General features: G+C 70.3%; 14 protein-coding genes. 10 read left to right on the top strand and 4 right to left on the bottom strand.

Annotation, left to right across the window (positions count from 1 at the left end; genetic code table 11):
- Positions 1-197 precede the first annotated feature (197 nt).
- A complete protein-coding gene (locus tag ACFYPM_RS21370; RefSeq protein ID WP_387199596.1) occupies positions 198-1,142 on the top strand; it encodes an acyltransferase domain-containing protein in 945 nt (314 codons plus the stop codon).
- Between the two features lie 41 nt (positions 1,143-1,183).
- On the opposite strand, the gene ACFYPM_RS21365 is transcribed toward ACFYPM_RS21370, so the two are convergent.
- The gene (locus ACFYPM_RS21365; protein WP_387199593.1) at positions 1,184-1,618 is read right to left on the bottom strand and encodes a VOC family protein; all 435 of its coding nucleotides are present in this window, start codon (positions 1,616-1,618) and stop codon (positions 1,184-1,186) included.
- Positions 1,619-1,699: 81 nt separating this feature from the next.
- Complete coding sequence (gene rph, locus ACFYPM_RS21360; protein ID WP_387199589.1) at positions 1,700-4,297, bottom strand: rifamycin-inactivating phosphotransferase; 2,598 nt, start codon at positions 4,295-4,297, stop codon at positions 1,700-1,702.
- 387 nt (positions 4,298-4,684) lie between these two features.
- On the opposite strand from rph, the gene ACFYPM_RS21355 reads away from it, so the two are divergent.
- The 5 genes from ACFYPM_RS21355 (at position 4,685) to ACFYPM_RS21335 (ending at position 11,306) form a co-directional block, all read left to right on the top strand.
- Entirely contained in the window at positions 4,685-5,311 is a 627-nt protein-coding gene (locus ACFYPM_RS21355) for a TetR/AcrR family transcriptional regulator (protein WP_387199586.1), read from the top strand.
- A gap of 26 nt (positions 5,312-5,337) precedes the next feature.
- Positions 5,338-6,750 carry an acyl-CoA synthetase gene (locus ACFYPM_RS21350; RefSeq protein ID WP_387199583.1) on the top strand — a complete coding sequence of 471 codons (1,413 nt, stop codon included), beginning with the start codon at positions 5,338-5,340 and terminating at the stop codon, positions 6,748-6,750.
- Between the two features lie 145 nt (positions 6,751-6,895).
- Positions 6,896-7,651, top strand: coding sequence for an MBL fold metallo-hydrolase (locus ACFYPM_RS21345; protein ID WP_387199580.1), 756 nt, complete (start codon positions 6,896-6,898; stop codon positions 7,649-7,651).
- Between the two features lie 414 nt (positions 7,652-8,065).
- Complete coding sequence (locus ACFYPM_RS21340) at positions 8,066-9,580, top strand: family 43 glycosylhydrolase (RefSeq protein WP_387199577.1); 1,515 nt, start codon at positions 8,066-8,068, stop codon at positions 9,578-9,580.
- A 79-nt stretch (positions 9,581-9,659) separates the two neighbouring features.
- The gene (locus tag ACFYPM_RS21335; protein ID WP_387199574.1) at positions 9,660-11,306 is read left to right on the top strand and encodes an RICIN domain-containing protein; all 1,647 of its coding nucleotides are present in this window, start codon (positions 9,660-9,662) and stop codon (positions 11,304-11,306) included.
- A gap of 48 nt (positions 11,307-11,354) precedes the next feature.
- On the opposite strand, the gene ACFYPM_RS21330 is transcribed toward ACFYPM_RS21335, so the two are convergent.
- Together ACFYPM_RS21330 and ACFYPM_RS21325 are read right to left on the bottom strand one after the other, a co-directional pair.
- Entirely contained in the window at positions 11,355-12,620 is a 1,266-nt protein-coding gene (locus ACFYPM_RS21330; protein ID WP_387199572.1) for a prolyl oligopeptidase family serine peptidase, read from the bottom strand.
- A gap of 155 nt (positions 12,621-12,775) precedes the next feature.
- Positions 12,776-13,684 carry an oxidoreductase gene (locus ACFYPM_RS21325; protein ID WP_387199569.1) on the bottom strand — a complete coding sequence of 303 codons (909 nt, stop codon included), beginning with the start codon at positions 13,682-13,684 and terminating at the stop codon, positions 12,776-12,778.
- Between the two features lie 78 nt (positions 13,685-13,762).
- On the opposite strand from ACFYPM_RS21325, the gene ACFYPM_RS21320 reads away from it, so the two are divergent.
- The 4 genes from ACFYPM_RS21320 to ACFYPM_RS21305 all read left to right on the top strand — a co-directional run bounded on the left by ACFYPM_RS21320 (position 13,763) and on the right by ACFYPM_RS21305 (position 16,961).
- Complete coding sequence (locus ACFYPM_RS21320; protein ID WP_387199566.1) at positions 13,763-14,263, top strand: TetR/AcrR family transcriptional regulator; 501 nt, start codon at positions 13,763-13,765, stop codon at positions 14,261-14,263.
- A 125-nt stretch (positions 14,264-14,388) separates the two neighbouring features.
- Positions 14,389-15,627 carry an MFS transporter gene (locus ACFYPM_RS21315; RefSeq protein WP_387199563.1) on the top strand — a complete coding sequence of 413 codons (1,239 nt, stop codon included), beginning with the start codon at positions 14,389-14,391 and terminating at the stop codon, positions 15,625-15,627.
- Between the two features lie 115 nt (positions 15,628-15,742).
- A complete protein-coding gene (locus ACFYPM_RS21310; protein ID WP_387199560.1) occupies positions 15,743-16,669 on the top strand; it encodes a hypothetical protein in 927 nt (308 codons plus the stop codon).
- A 13-nt stretch (positions 16,670-16,682) separates the two neighbouring features.
- Complete coding sequence (locus ACFYPM_RS21305) at positions 16,683-16,961, top strand: hypothetical protein (RefSeq protein WP_387199557.1); 279 nt, start codon at positions 16,683-16,685, stop codon at positions 16,959-16,961.
- Positions 16,962-17,009: the final 48 nt, after the last annotated feature.

Here is a 17,009-nt window from a genome sequence, read left to right as displayed (position 1 = left end):
TAGTTGCTGGCGATAAATTTGCGGTAGCAACAATCTGACTCTAGCAACAGCGGCGAGCGGCTGCCACCGGGGCCGTGAGCGCGGCTCGGAAACCGACAAACGGTGCTGCGGGGCGGAGAATCACCGAGCGACTACTGATGCCGGACCGGGACAGCTCACACCGGACCGGACGTTCCATCGCCGATACGATCGGCCGCGTGGATCTGGACGCCATCGCCGACCGGCTCGGGGTGCCCCTAGAGGACATCGACCGCGTACACCGCCTGGCGGACGGCAGGCCGTCGACTCCGCTGCCCGCCAAGGCTGACGCGCCCGCGATCCTCGACCGGCTCGCGGTACGACCGGACGACGCCGCCGAGATCATGGCGGGCTGGCCCGACCCCGACTCACAGTCGTGGACCACCGAGCTGCGTTGGCTGCTCGACCGCTCGACCGCTCTGGTCCTCGCCGACCTCGGGGGCCACGGCTGGCTGCCGCCCGGTCCGGAGCTGCCGCGCGACCGAAGTCCCGCCTGGCGGCACCTCTACGTGTACACGTACCTGGCCCTGGTCGACGTGGTCCGGGGTTACCACCGCGACCACGGCATCACCGACGAGGTGTCCTGGGCAACCCTCGTGGACCTGGGCCGCAACCTCGCGATCGACAGGCGGATGCACCGCGAGGGTTGGCCGGTCATGCAGAGTTGGCTGACGCTGCACGCGCGCGGCGGCCTCTACGAGTTGGGCCGGTTGCAGTACCAGCGCGGCGGCACCGCCATCGACCTGCACATCCCCGAGGCGGGGCCGCTGACCCCGGAGGCCGTCGAGGCATCGCTCGACGAGGCCCGCGCGTTCTTCCCGCACCACTTTCCCGACGAGCACCACACCGCGTTCGCCTGCGGCTCCTGGCTGCTGGATCCGCAGTTGCGGGAGTACCTGCCCGAGGATTCCAACATCATCAAGTTCCAGCAGCGGTTCGAGTTGGACCCCTACGAGGAACCGGAAGGGGTGGACGCCGATGTCGAGGTGCGGCGATTCGCGTTCCGCACCCTGACCACACCGCTCGACGAGTTGCCACGTGGCACCGTGCTCCAGCGTGCGATCGTCGACCACCTGAAGGCCGGCCGGCACTGGCGCTGGCGCCGAGGCCGATTCCCGACCTAGCCACACCCCCCGGCGGATCCCCCATGGCTGCTCGCGGCTCCTCAGTCGAGACAGAACTCGTTGCCCTCGACGTCCTGCATCACCAGGCAGGACTCGTTGTCCTCGTCGGCGGTCAGCAGCCGTACGCGCGTCGCACCGAGCGCGACCAGTCGCGCGCATTCGGCCTCCAGCGCGGCCAGGCGGTCATCGCCCACCAGCCCGGTGCCGACCCGTACGTCGAGGTGCAGCCGATTCTTGACGACCTTGCCTTCGGGCACGCGCTGGAAGAACAGGCGTGGACCCACCCCGGCGGGATCGGCGCAGGCGAACGCCGAACCCCGTTTCTCGGGCGGTCGGGACGACTCGAAATCGTCCCAGGTGGCGAAGCCCTTCGGCGCCGGGGGTACGACGTATCCCAACACGGCGCACCAGAACCGAGCGACACGCTCCGGTGCGGCGCAGTCGAAGGTGATCTGGACCTGCTTGACCGGCGACATCGCTCCACCCTAGAGAGGCTCTCTCGTCGTCGGCACCGAATTTGTCGGCGCGACCCCACCCGCCGGCGGGCGACCGGTCAGTCAGCGCAGTATCTCGACGTAGCCGTCGCTGCCGTGCACGCGGATCCGCTGCCCGTCGGGGATCAGCCGGGTGGCGTCCACCACGCTGACGACGGCCGGCAGGCCGTACTCCCGGGCGATCACCGCGCCGTGTGTCATCGATCCGCCGACCTCCGTCACCAGGCCTGCGATGCCGACGAAGAGCGGCGTCCAGCTCGGATCCGTGTGCGCGGTGACGAGGATGTCACCCGGTTCGAGGTGAGCCTGTGCCAGGTCGAGGATGAGGCGGGCGCGCCCTTCGACGGTCCCGGCGGAGACCGGGAGGCCGACCAGAGCGCCGGCCGGCACGTCGTCGCGTCGGTACGCCCCGTTGATGGCGTCGCCCTCGGAGGTCAACACCCGGGGCGGCGTGAGCCCCTGGTACGACCGGAACGCGTCCTTGCGTCGCTGGATCAGCGTGTCGTCCACCCGGTGCCAGCGCACGACCTCGTGCAACTCCTGGAACGTCAGGTAGAAGGCGTCCTCCAGTTCGCGGAGCACGTTGGCCCGCACGAGGCGCTCGGCCTCTCCGAGCAGGGCCTGCTTGTAGAGAAAGTAGCGGCTGATGATGCCGTACTTCGGGTACTCCCGGTAGCCGATGAAGGTCCGGACCCGGTCGATCATGCGCTCGGTCTCGTCGGCCTTCTGCTCCCCGTCCGGCAGTGCCCGCAGGCGCGTCAACACCTCGTGCGCCTTGCGCTGCGCCTCCTGCTGCCCCTGCTCGAAGCGCCGCCGGGCGGCGTCCGGCGCGAAGTTCGCGACGTTGTCGAGGAGCACGGGCAGGAGCGTGGCGGGTCGCTCGCGCCACCGCGGTCTCGTGATGTCGATCTCGCCGACGCAGCGCATGCCGTACCGGTCGAGGTAGGCCTCGATGGCGTCGCGCGCCTCGGCCCCACCCGCGAGCTTCGGCAGGTCGTCCAGGAAGCCGTCGTCCTCGACGCCCCGCAGGAACGCCACCACCTCCGGATGCGGACGGATCACGTCCGCGACGTCGAGCAGCGCGAGCCCCATCTCCGACGTGACGTTGCCGGGGGCGGACAGCGTGAGGGTGTCGGCGGCGTTCGTCTCGCCGAGCCACTCCCCCAGTCGGTCGTTGAGCCACCAGGTGGCCTGCATCCCCGCCATGATCGCCTGCATGCTCAACGGATCACCGAGATCCCGCTTGTGCTGCGCGAATGCCTCCAGCAGGAAGTCGAACAGCGCTGGTCCGGCCAACGGGGCGATGTCGCGCCGCAGGGCGGCGATGGACGCCTCGCTGCGCTCGACCAGTTGGGTGACGATGGCCGGATCGGTCTCGATCGGGGTGGGCGCGACACCGCCCGGCGGCCCTACGGGGCCGCTGTCCGGCAGTGTCGGAACGAAGCCGGGGCGGTCGAGGACGGTCTGCAGCGCGTCCCTGGTCAGCGGATCGGTCCGGCCGGTCATCTCCAGGAAGCGGGCGCGGCTCGCCGGCGCGGCCAGCATCCCGGTCGCGTCGACGAAGAGCCTGCCGCCGGCCTCGTGCATCGGTGCCATGGCCGTCAGCTGCCACATGGAGAGACCCAGCGGCCGCATGGCATCGGTCATCATCTGCTGGTGGCCGACGGAGAGATAGACGTGGTTCTCCGGGTCGTGGGCCGTGGGGATGGGGAAGAGCGTGGTGATGGGCCGGCTCTGCACGATCTGGAAGTCATCGTCGACCAGGCACCACTCGATGTCCTGCGGGCAGCCGAACCGCGCCTCGATCTGTCGCCCGAGTCGCACCAGCCGGACGACCTGCGCGTCCGTCAGCGCCGGCTGCTCCCGCCGCGGCGAGTCGATCGCCACCTCCTGCGTTCCCCCACCGGGCAGGGCGTGCACGGCTACCTGCTTGGCGGCGACCGCCCGGCCGACGACCACACCGTCACGCACCGTGAAGACGTCCGGGTTCACCCGGCCGGAGACCAGGGCCTCGCCGAGGCCGAAGCTGGCGTCCACGGTGGCGACCTTCCGGTTGCCGGTGACGGGGTCCGCCGTGAACAGGACGCCCGCCGACCGCGGGAAGACCATCTGCTGTACGACCACGGCCATGCCGACCTTCCGGTGGTCGACACCGTTGCGGAGGCGATAGGTCACGGCCCGCTCGGTGAACAGCGACGCCCAGCACCGGCTGACGTGTGCCAGGACCGCCGCCGGACCCACGACGTTCAGGTAGGTGTCCTGCTGGCCCGCGAAGGAGGCCGTCGGCAGGTCCTCCGCTGTCGCGCTGGAACGCACCGCATTGGCGGACTGCTCGCCGCGCAGAAGGAGCGCACGGGTGATCGCCGCAGCGAGATCGCCAGGGATGGCGGTCCCCTCGATGCGCAGGCGGATCTCGGCGCTGAGCGCGCGGCTCGCCTCCCGGTCCTCCGGACCCAGGCGCGACAGCCGGTCGAGCAGATCGCCGACCGCCGGCCCTTCCGTCACCACCCGCCGGAAGGCGGCAGTCGTGACGCAGAAGCCGGCCGGCACGCGGAGACCGTCGATCCGGGACAGCCCGCCCAGGTTCGCGCCCTTGCCGCCGACGAGTGCGACAAGGCTCTGGTCGACCTCTCGAAGATCTACGACGTACTGCTCGATCATTGCCACACCTCTCCGGCAGCCGCGCTCCGGCGCACCGCTGAGCCCATCCGCGGATCGCGGTGGCCGGGCCCCCCGTCCAACGACCACACACCCACGTGGTGCCCCCGCTTTCTCGTCGGTGCCGCGTCCGGCCGCCGATTCTGCGGCACGACCCGGGTCTTGCCGCAAGCCCCCCGGTACGGTATAAGTTAGAGGTGGCAGGGAGTCTGATCTCCCTGCCTTTGTTGTACTCGCCCGCCGAGGGTCCCGGGCCACGCCGGCCCAGCCATCGACGCCGGGCGGTCGACCGCGAATGCACAACACCTCGTCGTCCACGAAGAGTCCGAAGCGGACAACAGCAAACGCAAGATTGCATTGACTGCAACGTCCAGGTTGTAAGATGCAGCGATGACGGGCAACATGGGCCTTCGCGAGCGGAAGAAGGCGCGCACCAGACAGTCGCTCGTCGACGCGGCGATCACCCTGTTCGCCAGCAAGGGATACGACGAGACCACCATCGCCGACGTGACGGCCGCCGCCGACGTCTCGCCCCGCACCTTCTTCGTCCACTTCGCCAGCAAAGAGGACGTACTGCTCGACGATTCCCCGCTCAAGCCGGAGCTTTTCACCGCCGTGCTGGCGCACCCCGCGCCGGACGAGACCCCCGCGCACCTGCTGCTCCGGGCGGTCCACTCGGTGCTCCACTCCGACACCGACCTCATGGGGCAGTCCGACCGGGTTCGCGCCGACCTGATCCTCCAGACACCGGCACTGCGGGCCGGTGCCGTACGTAAGGTGTTGGAGGGTCAACACGAGATCGTCCGGGCGCTGCTCGATGCCTATCCCGACACACTGGACCCGGTGGCCGCCTCGGCGCTTGTCGGCGCCATGGTGGGCACCCTGATCGGCGCGATCACCATGCTCTACTCCGATGCCACGGTCGCGGCCCGGCTGGCCGCCGATCCGCAGCAGATGCGCGCCGAGCTGGAAACCGCCATCACGTCGACCTGGCGACAGATCGGCGCCACCGGCTGACCCGCGAGGTACGACGAGAAGGGTCCATGCTTGTGCTGCTGCGGTGGCTGCTCTCGTCCGGCGACGAGCGTCCGGATGCGATCCGGATCGACGACCAGGCGACGTCGTGGGTCCAGTTGCGGCGGCTCGCCGCCGCGGTGGCCGACGACCTGCGCGGGGTGGACCGTGTCGCCATCGACGCGACCGCCAGCCTGCACACCGTGGTCGGCGTCGTCGGCGCGCTGCTGGCCGGGTCGGCGGTGATACCGGTGCCACCGGACGCCGGCCCGATGGAACGTGAGCACATTCTGCGTGACTCGGCGCCCGGAGCGATCCTCGTGCCGGCTCGCGCTGAGCGCCGGGAGCCACCCGGCAGGCTACCGACCATTCCGATCGACCTGGGACGAGGCTCGGACACCAACCATCCGGAGCCGGATCCGGCCGGCATCGCGCTGATTCTCTACACCAGCGGCACCACCGGCGCACCGAAGGGCGTGACGCTCTCCCGCCGCGCCATCGCCGCCTGCCTCGACGGGCTCGCCGCGGCCTGGCAGTGGACACCCGACGACCTGCTCGTGCACGGCCTGCCGCTGTTCCACGTACACGGTCTGGTGCTCGGGGTACTCGGCCCCCTGCGGGTGGGCAGCCGACTGCACCATGTGGGCCAACCCCGCCCCCAGCGGTACGCGGCGGCGGGCGGCTCCCTCTTCTTCGGCGTCCCCACCATCTGGTCCCGGATCGCCGCCGACGAGACCTCGGCCCGGGCCCTACGCGCCGCGCGGCTGCTGGTGTCGGGCAGCGCCGCCCTGCCCGCGACCGTCTTCGCCGACCTGAGCAGGCTCAGCGGCCACCAGATCGTCGAGCGCTACGGGATGACCGAAACGTTGATCACGGTGAGCGCCACCGCCGACGGCCCCCGTCGCCCCGGCGCCGTCGGTCTGCCGTTGCCGGGAGTACGCACCCGGATCGTGGACGAGCAGGGCCGCTCCCTGCCCAGCGACGGGCTGGCGATGGGCGAGCTGGAGGTGTCCGGCCCGACCCTCTTCGACGGGTACCTGAACCGGCCCGACGCGGACGCCGCCACCCGTACCGCGGACGGCTGGTTCCGCACCGGCGACGTGGCCACGATCGGTCCGGACGACTGGCATCGCATCGTCGGCCGGGCAGCCACCGACCTGATCAAGAGCGGCGGCTACCGGATCGGCGCCGGGGAGGTAGAGGACGCGCTGCTGGCGCATCCGGGGGTCCGGGAGGCCGCGGTGGTGGGCACTCCGCACCCCGACCTCGGCCAACAGGTGACGGCGTACGTCGTGGGTGACGGGATCGACGAGGCGCAACTGATCGAGTTCGTGGCCCGACAGCTGTCGACACACAAGCGTCCCCGGCAGGTGCGGCTGGTCGAGGCCCTGCCCCGCAACGCGCTCGGCAAGGTGCAGAAGAGCCGGCTCCAGGCGGACTGATTCCCCCACCGGCCGCCGGCGCCCTTGCTGACCGGCCACCGCGAGATCGGGGCGTTCCCGGCCGAAAAGTGGGAACGCCGACTCGCGCACCTCGCGCACCTCGCGCGGACGACCGCGGGTGCCACCGGAGACCAGGGAGAGCACCATGAACGAGCTGACCGTACGCGCCATTGGCGGGCCGACGGCCGTCCTCGACTACGCGGGCTCGCGCGTCGTGGTGGATCCGACCTTCGACGATCCGCAGACGTACCACTACGGAACGGTCACCGCGACCAAGCTGGTCGGCCCGAGTGTCTCGCCCGCGGACCTCGGCCAGGCCGACCTGGTGCTCGTGTCGCACGAGCACCACCTCGACAACCTCGACATCTCCGGCCGGGAGTACGCGCGGCAGGCCCGGCGGGTGCTCACCACGGCCGCGGGGGCGCCGAAGCTCGGCCCCGACGCGGTCGGTCTTCGGCCGTTCGAGCACGCCGACATCGGCGACCTGCGTGTCACGGCGGTTCCGGCGCTGCACGGCACGCCGGAGATCGGTGTGGTCAACGGCCCGGTGATCGGCTTCGTGCTGGAGGCGAGTGGCTGGCCGACGGTCTACGTCAGCGGTGACAACGCCTCGGTGGATGTCGTGGCGGTGATCGCGGAGCGGTTCCCGGCGATCGAGGTCGCGATCCTCAACCTGGGTGCGGCCTACATCGCGGCGCGCGGCGAGGGGTTCCTCACCCTGACCGCGGAACTGGCGGCCCGGGCGGCTGCCCTGCTCGGTGTGCGGGCGGTGGTCCCGGTCCACCAGCACGGCTGGGCGCACTACACCCAGGGCGCCGACGACGTCGTGGGTGCCTTCGAGGAGGCGGGGTGTCGCCAACTGCTCGTCGACCTGCGACCCGGCGACACGGCGACCATCTGAGGTACCGGTGTAGGCGGGTGACCGCCGCTCACGGACGGTTCCGTGAGCGGCGGCATCTTTCCGTCACTCGGTCCGCAGTGCCACCGCGACCCGGGTCCTCGCCGCCCAGCGAACCGGCAGCAGGGCACCGACCACGGCGATGACCAGCCCGCTGACCACGACCGAGGCGCACGACCGAGGCGATCGTCGTCGCGTACCGGACCGGCCTGGTCGCCCCCTGACCGTGCCCGCCCGGTCGACCCTCGATCGACCCGGTGGGGGCGGACACCGTCCGACTCTCGGCGGGACGCTGGGCAGGTCAACGGCACGGTTTCCTTGACACTCATCAATGTTAGCGCCAACATTATGACGCTGACGCAACACCGCCGTTACGCCGCCGACACACGGGTCGCTCACGAATCGCACGGAGGACAGATGCCGCTGCCACTCCCCCGCACCGAGCCAGCGACCCGCCGCGCCATCGGTCCGGGGCGCGCCGACCGCCGGGGCCGCCGACGCCTACGGTCGGTCGTGGCCGCCGTGCTGGTGCTGCTCGCCGTCTCCGCCGGACTGCCGGCGGCGGGGCCGGCGCAGGCCGCGCCGGCCGTCAACTACACCAACCCGCTGGTGAACCAGCGGGCCGACCCGCACATCTTCCGGCACACCGACGGCTACTACTACCTGACCGCCACGGTGCCGCAGTACGACCGGATCGTGCTGCGACGTGCGACCACCCTGCAGGGGCTGGCGACGGCGGCGGAGTCCACGATCTGGAGCCGCCACACCAGCGGAGAGATGGGCGCCCACATCTGGGCACCGGAGATCCACTTCATCAACAACAGGTGGTACGTCTACTTCGCCGCGGGCCGCACCGACGACGTGTGGCGGATCCGGATGTACGCGCTGGAGAACGCCGACGCCAATCCGCTCAGCGGCTCGTGGACCGAACGTGGACGGATCACGACCCCCTGGGACACCTTCAGCCTGGACGCGTCGACATTCGTCGCGAACGGGGTGCGGTATCTGACCTGGGCCCAGCAGGAGCCGGCGATTGGAAACAACTCCAACGTGTACCTGGCCCGGATGGGTGCCAACCCCTGGCAGATCACGGGCACCGTGACCCGGCTGGTCGTGCCGACGTACGACTGGGAGACCCGCGGCTACCGGGTCGCCGAGGGTCCGGCGGTGGTCCAGCGCAACGGCCGGATCTTCCTGACCTACTCGGCCAGCGCCACGGACGCCAACTACTGCCTGGGAATGTTGAGCGCCTCCGCCACCGCGAACCTGCTCGACGCCGCCTCCTGGAGCAAGAGTCCCAACCCGGTGTTCGTCAGCAACGCGGCCACCGGCCAGTACGGACCCGGCCACAACTCGTTCACCGTCTCCGAGGATGGGCAGAGCGACATCCTGGTCTACCACGACCGCAACTACCGCGACATCAGCGGAGATCCGCTCAACGACCCGAACCGGCGGACCCGGCTCCAGAAGGTGTACTGGAACGCCGACGGCACCCCGAACTTCGGCATTCCGGTGCCCGACGGAGCCACCCCGGTCCGGCTGCGTTCCCACGACCTGGCCACCAGCTACATCCGGCACTACGACTACCGGGCCCGGATCGAGCCGAACGTGACGAATCTGGCCGACTCACAGTTCCGGATCGTCACCGGGCTCGCCGGCGGCGGATCGGTGTCGCTGGAGTCGACGAACTTCCCCGGGTACTACCTGCGCCACCGGGGCTACGCCCTGTACGTCGAGAAGAACGACGGCTCGGCCCTCTTCGGCGGCGACGCGAGCTTCCGTCGCCAGTCCGGCCTCGCCGACAGCGCCGGGATCTCCCTGGAGTCCCACAACTTCCCGGGCCGACACGTGCGCCACCGCGGCGGGTTGCTCTACGTCGAGCCGGTGAGTTCGAGTGCCGACCGCGCCTCGGCCACCTTCCACCTCGAATAGCCGCCCCACCGGCTGCGGCGCCCGCGGCCGTCGACACCCGTCCCGGCCCGCCCGGAGCCGATCCAGCCCAGGAGGAGCGATGCGCTTCACTCTCAGGACAAGACCGTCCGGCGGCGGATCGATCCGTCAGGGCCGGCGTACGGGCCTGGTCCTCGCCATGATCACCACGCTGGTCGGCGCGGCCGCCGCCGTCCTGGTCGGCGCACCGCCGGCAGCGGCGGCGAGCATCGACACCAACGCCTACTACGTCCTGGTCAACCGATACAGCGGCAAGGTGCTCGACGTCCGGGACACCTCGACGGCGGACGGCGCGGTGCTCCAGCAGTGGTCCCGTAACGACGGCGCGTGGCAGCAGTTCCAGTTCGTCTCCTCCGGCGGCGGCTACTACCGTCTCAAGGTTCGGCACAGCGGCAAGGTCGTCGACCTCTGGGAGTGGAACGCCGCCGACGGCGCGGAGTACCGCCAGTGGTCCGATGTCAACGGCACCAACCAGCAGTTCCAGGTGCTCGACTCCGACGGCGGCCACGTCCGGCTGATCAACCGTCACTCCGCCAAGGCCCTTGAGGTCTGGGAGCGGTCCACCGCCGACGGCGGCCGGATCAGTCAGTACGCCGACGTCAACGGCCCCAACCAGCAGTGGCAGTTGGTGCAGATGGGCGGCGGGGGTACCGGGTGTGGCAGCGGGTCGAGCAACGCCGAGGCCGTGCTGAGCGGGAGCACCTGGACATCCCGTAACGGCTCGTCGACCGTCTACTCGGGTGCTGACATGCTCTCGGCGATGCAGGCGGCGGTCAACTCGCTCTCGGCGGGTCGGACGTCGAAGCAGCGGGTGGTGGTTCGCGGCTCCGGCTCGATGAGCGCGGGGTCCCGGTTGTCGCTGCCGTCGTACACGACCCTGGCCGTCTGCGGGACGGTGAACGTGACCGGGTCGGGCTCGGGTGACCAGGCGCCGGTGTACTCGCGGGGAACCACTGACGTCGAGGTGCAGAACCTCACGCTCACCGGTTCGCCGTTGTACGGGATCTTCATGCGCAACGTGAACAACCTGACCCTCGGGCAGATCGACATGCGACTCTCCGCCGGTCTGGGCGTCCGCATCGACAACCACGGTGGAGATCGGGCGGTCAAGGTGCGCAACGTCCGCATCGACACCGTGTACGTGTCCGGGACCGGCACCCACGGGGTGGAGACCTACGGCGTGGACGGTCTGACGATCGGCACGGTCACGGCGCGGAACACCCGCGACTCCGGCCTGCTGCTCAACGACACGATCAACGCCACGGTGGGCACCGTCGACGCGCAGGGTGCCGGGGCCGGCACCGGGTACGCGGCGTTCCGGATGGCCAACCGCAACGGCCGGGTGGGCAACGCGTACCCGACGAACATCCGGGTCGGCACCGTGCTCGCGTCCGGGGGTGGTCGGGGGATCTTCTGCGTGTCCGAGTCCGGCGGCGCGGTCATCGACCGGGTCACGATCTCGAACACCGGCAACAACGCGATCCTGGTGGAGAACTGCTACAACGTCGTCATCGCCGGGGTCTCCGGGACGGTGACGGGCGGCGGCGAGATACGGATCGCGGCGCGGAGCGAGTTTCCGATCTCGTCCGGCATCCGGTTCCAGAATCTGACCGTCAGCGGCACCAACATCACCCAGAGCCCCTGCGGTGGAGCGAACAACACGATCAGCAACGTCACACGGGTCAACTCGACACTCACCTGGTGTTGAGCCGAGGGAGTGCGGCCGCCCGGGTTCGGACGGCCGCACTCGCCGCGCTCACCGGCGGCGGCGGGCCATCCACTGCCAGATGTGGGTGCCGTTGAGGCTCGGGTCGTTGCGGGCCACGTAGATCCAGGACCAGTGGCCGGGAAACCGGTAACCGTTCCAGACGACCTGGTCGTACAGGGTGATCAGCGATCCCGGGATGAGGTCGTGGGCGTGGATCGTGTTGGTCTCCGGTGGCACGGTGTCGTCGTCACGCGAGGTGACCAGCCAGGTCGGGGTCCGAATCGTCGCCAGTTCCGCATCGGTGATCAGCGGCGGGCCGTCCCCGCCGAGCGGCTCGACGACGCCGCAGATCGGCACCGACGCGGCGAACAGGTCGGGATAGGTGACTGTCATCTCCAGGGACAGATAACCGCCGTTGCTGCAACCGACCACGTAGATCCGGTCGGGGTCGACGCGCTTGCGGCGTACGAGGTCCTGGACGATCTCGCGGATCAGCGGGGCGAACCGGGGGCCGTCCTCCATCCAGTAGGAGGTGCTCTGCGGAGCCACGACGTACGCGCCGGAGAAGATCCGCTGTGCCTGCGAAGTGGCGAAGCCGAGCGCCCCGCGGTTGGCGCGCAGGATGGTCTCGTTGTCGTAGTAGTCGTCCGGCAACGAGGCACCCTCGCCGGCGCCGTGCAGCCAGACGATCAGCGGCCGCCGACCGTGCCGGGCCGAGTGGTCGGGAGAATAGAGCCGGTACTTCATACCCGAGCCCGAGACGTGGTAGCTGAAGGCGTCCACCTCGGGATTCGACAGCCGTCCCTGCACGAAGCGCGTGATGGTGACCGGCGAGCCGTGGCGCCGGGCGATCGGGGCGTTCTGCGTGATGGTGTAGACGAGGTCCAGCCGCACGTTGCGGCCCTTGCTCAGGATGTAGCCCAGGGTGCCACCGCCGGGTTGACCTTCGGCGTGGCTCAGCTCCAGCACGATGTTGCCGTGGCGGTCGAGGCGGGCCGCGGTGACCGTGCGGTCCAGGTCGTACTCGCTGAAGATCTGGTCGCCAGGAGCGATCGGGAGCGGACTCGTGGCCTTGGCGTGCACGCTGAACGTGCCGGGGGTCAGCCCGGCCGGGTCGATCGGCCCGAGCCGGCCGGTGTCGAGGGTGACCGAGGTGACCTGCTCACCACCGTCGAGCGTTGTCGCGTCGAGGGTGAAGCGCACGGTCGTGGGATGGTGGCCGCCGGCGTGGGCGGCGAGGCCGGGCACGGCCAGACCGATGGCGGCACCGGCCCCACCGGCCAGAACAGTGCGACGAGTGACAGGCGTGGACATGCGACCCCCGTACGTTAAGACGTCGATGTGCGTCGATGAGGTTTCAACGTAACGCCGCCGAGATCCGCCGGCAACCGGCACCGGCGAACAGGGCGCTCCACGTCCTGGGACCGGACTGTTGCGGGGGCTGCGGAGGTGAAGTTCGAGCGATGGCCTCAGCGTGCGGGTCCGGTGCGTAGGGGGTAGATCACGCCTGTCGCCTCCTCGGACATCGTCCACAGCTGACGTCGCGCGGCCGGGTCACCGGCGCGTCGTGGGGCCTGTTGCCGCTTCGGGGCGCCCTTGAACCGGCCGGGACCGCCTGGCCCGTAGTACTCGCCGCCGGTCGCCTGCGGGTCGGTGGCGGCCCGTAGCACCGGCAACGCGCCCGCCTGAGCCGACTGGGTGAACAGCCGTCCGATCGTCGCGTTGGCCGCCCGGAAGCCCGGCGACGCGTCGCGAAACAGGTCGGTACGCGCCCCGCCGGGGTGGGCCGCCAGGCTGATCGTCGAGGAGCCGGCCGCGGCGAGCCGATGGTGCAGCTCGAACGCGAAGAGCAGATTCGCAAGCTTCGAGGCGTTGTAGGCGGTGGTTGGCCGATATCCGTCGAGGCTTCTCGGGTCGAGACGAGTGATGGAGCCTGCGCCTGCTGCCTTGCTGCTGACGGTGACGACCCGCCCGGCCGGCGATCGCTCGACCAGGCCGAGGAGCAGTCCGGTCAACGCGAAGTGGCCAAGGTGGTTGACGCCGATCTGGGACTCGAAGCCGTCCTTGGTGCGCCGGGCCGGCTGCCACCACAGACCGGCGTTGTTGATCAGGAGGTCGAGTTGTTCGACGCGTTCGTGGAGGTCGGTTGCCGCCTGCCGCACCGATGCGAGGCAGGCCAGGTCGAGTGAGAGCACACTGCCTCCGCCGGGCAACTGACGTACGGCGTCAGCGCCGCGCTCCGCGTCGCGTGCGCCGATCACGACGTGGACTCCGTGCGCGCTCAGGGCCTTCGCTGTTTCCAGGCCGATGCCGGCGGTAGCTCCGGTCACCAACGCGGTGGCGCCATCGAGGCGGGACATGTCGCGCGTACTCCACATGACGTCTCCTATAATCGGAACGGTCGCCCCGTTTAACTATACGGAACGGCCGCCCCGCTTGTCGACATGGAGGGTCTCGTGCGCGCCGACGCTCGCCGCAATCGCCAACGCATCCTGGACACCGCCTACGTGGTCCTGGCCACCGAAGGGGCGGGCGTACCCGTCGACGACATCGCCCGGCGCGCAGGCGTGGGCGCGGGCACCATGTATCGACACTTTCCGACAAAGGAATCGCTGATCGAGGCCGTGGTGCTCGACCGCGTCCAGGCGCTGACCGCCAAGGCCCGATCCGGTATCGACTTCACCGAGTTCTTCACCGTCATGGTTGACGCCGGCCTCGCCAACCGCGCCGTTGCCGACGCACTGTCCAACGGCGGCTACCAGATTCCCGCCGACGCCGACGCCGCCCTCAACACCGCCTTCGCCGAACTCCTCCACGAAGCGCAGCAACGCGGATCCGTACGCCCAGACATCACACCCGATGACGTCCAGTCCCTCGTCGTCGGCTGCGTCGCGACCGCACGACACCGCGGCGACGCCGACCTCGTTCGGATCGTCGTCACCGGCCTACGACCCTGACACCACCGCCAGACGGTTCGGCAGTAAGCGGGCTCGGGCGTCCGACTCGCCCGCGACGGTGCCGTCGCGGGCAGGGGCCTGCGGGGTCGACCATCCACACTCCCATCCCTATAGTGAGTTCCATCATGGAACTTACTGCTTTCTGGCGTTGGTGGTTGGCCAGCACGACCAGCCACCTCGGCTCGGCCGTCGGCGGGCTGGCCCTGCCGATGACCGCGCTGGTCGTGCTGCACGCGTCAGCCTTCGACATGGGTCTGATCACGGCGGCCGGCTATCTGGCGTATCTTTTGATCAGCCTGCCGGCGGGGGTGATCGTGCAGCGCCTGCCGCTGCGCGGCATGCAGGTCGCCCTGGACCTGATCCGGGCCCTCGCCATCGCGTCCGTCCCCCTGACCTGGTGGTACGACACCCTCACGGTGGCCCAACTGGTCGCGGTCGCCCTGGTCGTGAGCTTCGCCAATGTGCTGTTCGACGTGGCGAACCAGACCTTCCTGCCCGAGATCGTGCCGGCCGCCCAGCTGCAGGCGCGCAACAGTCTCAACTCCGGCACCCTCGCCGCCACCCAGTTGGGCGGGCCGTCCCTGGGCGGGCTCGTGGTGCAACTGCTGGGTGCGGTGCCGACGCTCCTCGTGGACGCCGTCAGTTATCTGGTCTCCGCCGTGCTGCTGCGCACCCTGCCGGCCCGGCGGGTACAGCGACCGGACCAGCGGCCACCGATGGTCACGATGATCCGCGAGGGCTGGCACTACGTGCTGCGACACCCGATCATCGGACCGGCCATGTGGGACGCCACCGCGACGAACTTCGTCAACGGCGCGATGCTGGCTCTCTTTCCGTTCTATCTGCTGCGCGAGCTGCACGCATCGCCGCTCCTGGTCGGGCTGCTGATCGCCGCCGACGGGCTCGGCACGCTCATCGGCGCCGCGCTGACCACCCGCTTCACCGGCCGATTCGGCACCGCACGTGGTCTGATCATCTCGGCCTCCGTCGGCGTGGTCGGCGCGCTCATCATCCCGCTGGGCACCGGCACCGCGGGCTACCTCGCCTTCGCCGTCGGGAATCTCATCTTCGCCGGGTCCACGGTGGTACTCAGCGTGACCACCCGCACGTACCGGATGCTCGCCAGCCCGCCGGAGCTGCTGTCGCGGGTGATCGCCACGGTCAAGTTCGTCTCCTGGGGTGCCATCCCGCTCGGCGGTCTGCTCGCCGGCATCCTGGCCGGGCCGCTCGGCGCCCGCACCACCCTGCTGATCTTCGGGGCACTCACCGTGCTCTCCCCGATCATCTACCTGTCGACGCCGATCCGCCGGATGCGTGACCTGCCGCTCCACCCCGTCCCGGCACCCGCGGAAGCGCGGGTCTGATCCGCCCACTCGATCATTGACGTCGATCGCCCGGGGTAAGGTCGTTCGCGCGAGCCAGCCACCCGGACATCGACGGAAGGTGTAGCCCGGGGATTCCCGGGGCAAGAACCCGCACATGGAGGGAACGGCAGGACGCGACGGGCATCCGCTCGGGCAGCGGCAGCGCACCGGTGAATCGCACCCGGGCCGGGCTCGCGGCGCACCTGTCGACGGCCTCCGTCTGATGCGGTGGAGGCACAGCCTTCCAGCGGCGGCGTTCGGGGCCGCGGCGCTCGGGGCGACCCTGGGCGCCAACCCTGCCCACGCCGACACACCGCTACCGTTGCCGACGAGTCTCCAACCGGTGGAGGTCAACTCCTCGCCAGGCACCATCACGGTACGGGTGCCCGACCTCGTCGAGGTGCAGGTGTCCGTCCCCCTGCCGTTGCCGACCGCACTCCCCCTGCCCCTGCCGTCGGCGATTCCCCTGCCCCTGCCGTCGGCAATTCCCCTGCCCCTGCCGTCGGCCGTCCCGCTGCCGACCCAGCCGGCCGATCCGCTGCCGACGCGGTCGGGCGATCCCTCTGCCGTCGTACCGACGCGGCCGGCCCGTACGTCGCCGTCGTCTTCGCCGCAGGCCACGCCCCCACCCCCGAACTCGGCCTCCAGCGAGGCCCGCGCCGCCGCGCGGTCGGCGCCGGCACCGTCGACGCCCGTGCCGGCGACGGTGTCCCGCGTCGGGCACGACACCTCCGACGGCCGAACACCGGATCGGGCGCGGGTGGCGATGGCCGCGGTCCTCGACGACCCGTCCCGACCACCCGTCCGTCCCGCGTCGGGGCCACCGGCGCTCGTGCTGGCACTCGCGTCGGCGCCCGCCGGTGCCAGCACCGGCGGCACCGATCCACCCACGTCGGCGGCTGAGGCTGTGCCGCCCAGCGCGCCGCTGGGTCCAGGGCTCACCGTCACCGCGGTCGACAGGCGCGCTGCCAGCCGACCGGTGGAGCGGGGTCCTCCGCCACCACGGCAACTCCTGATCACCCACTCGCGTCCGCGACGTTGATCAGGAGAAGACCATGGAGATAGCCGTCATCTGGATTCCCGCCCACATCGAGCCGGCGGAGCACGCCGTCGCGACGTGTCTTGCGCACCTTCGCCGACACTCGTACCGATTCACGGGAATCATGCGGGGATCGTGGGAGACCATCGAGCAGGCCATGATCGACGGAGAGGTGGACGTCGTCGTCATCGCCGACCGTGCCCACCTCCCGCCGGACCGGTCCCCCCGGATCGAGCTGGCCACCGCGACCGACGCCGACGGGGACCGCACGGTTTCCTACCCACCGCTCGGCTGACACCACGAGGCGCCCCGTCCGACGCGGATGGGGCGCTTCGTCGACTCT

Source organism: Micromonospora sp. NPDC005203 (genome assembly GCF_042872705.1).
Lineage (GTDB): Bacteria > Actinomycetota > Actinomycetes > Mycobacteriales > Micromonosporaceae > Micromonospora.
Note: the sequence above shows the minus strand (reverse complement) of the source record. Positions and strands in the feature narration are given on the sequence as shown.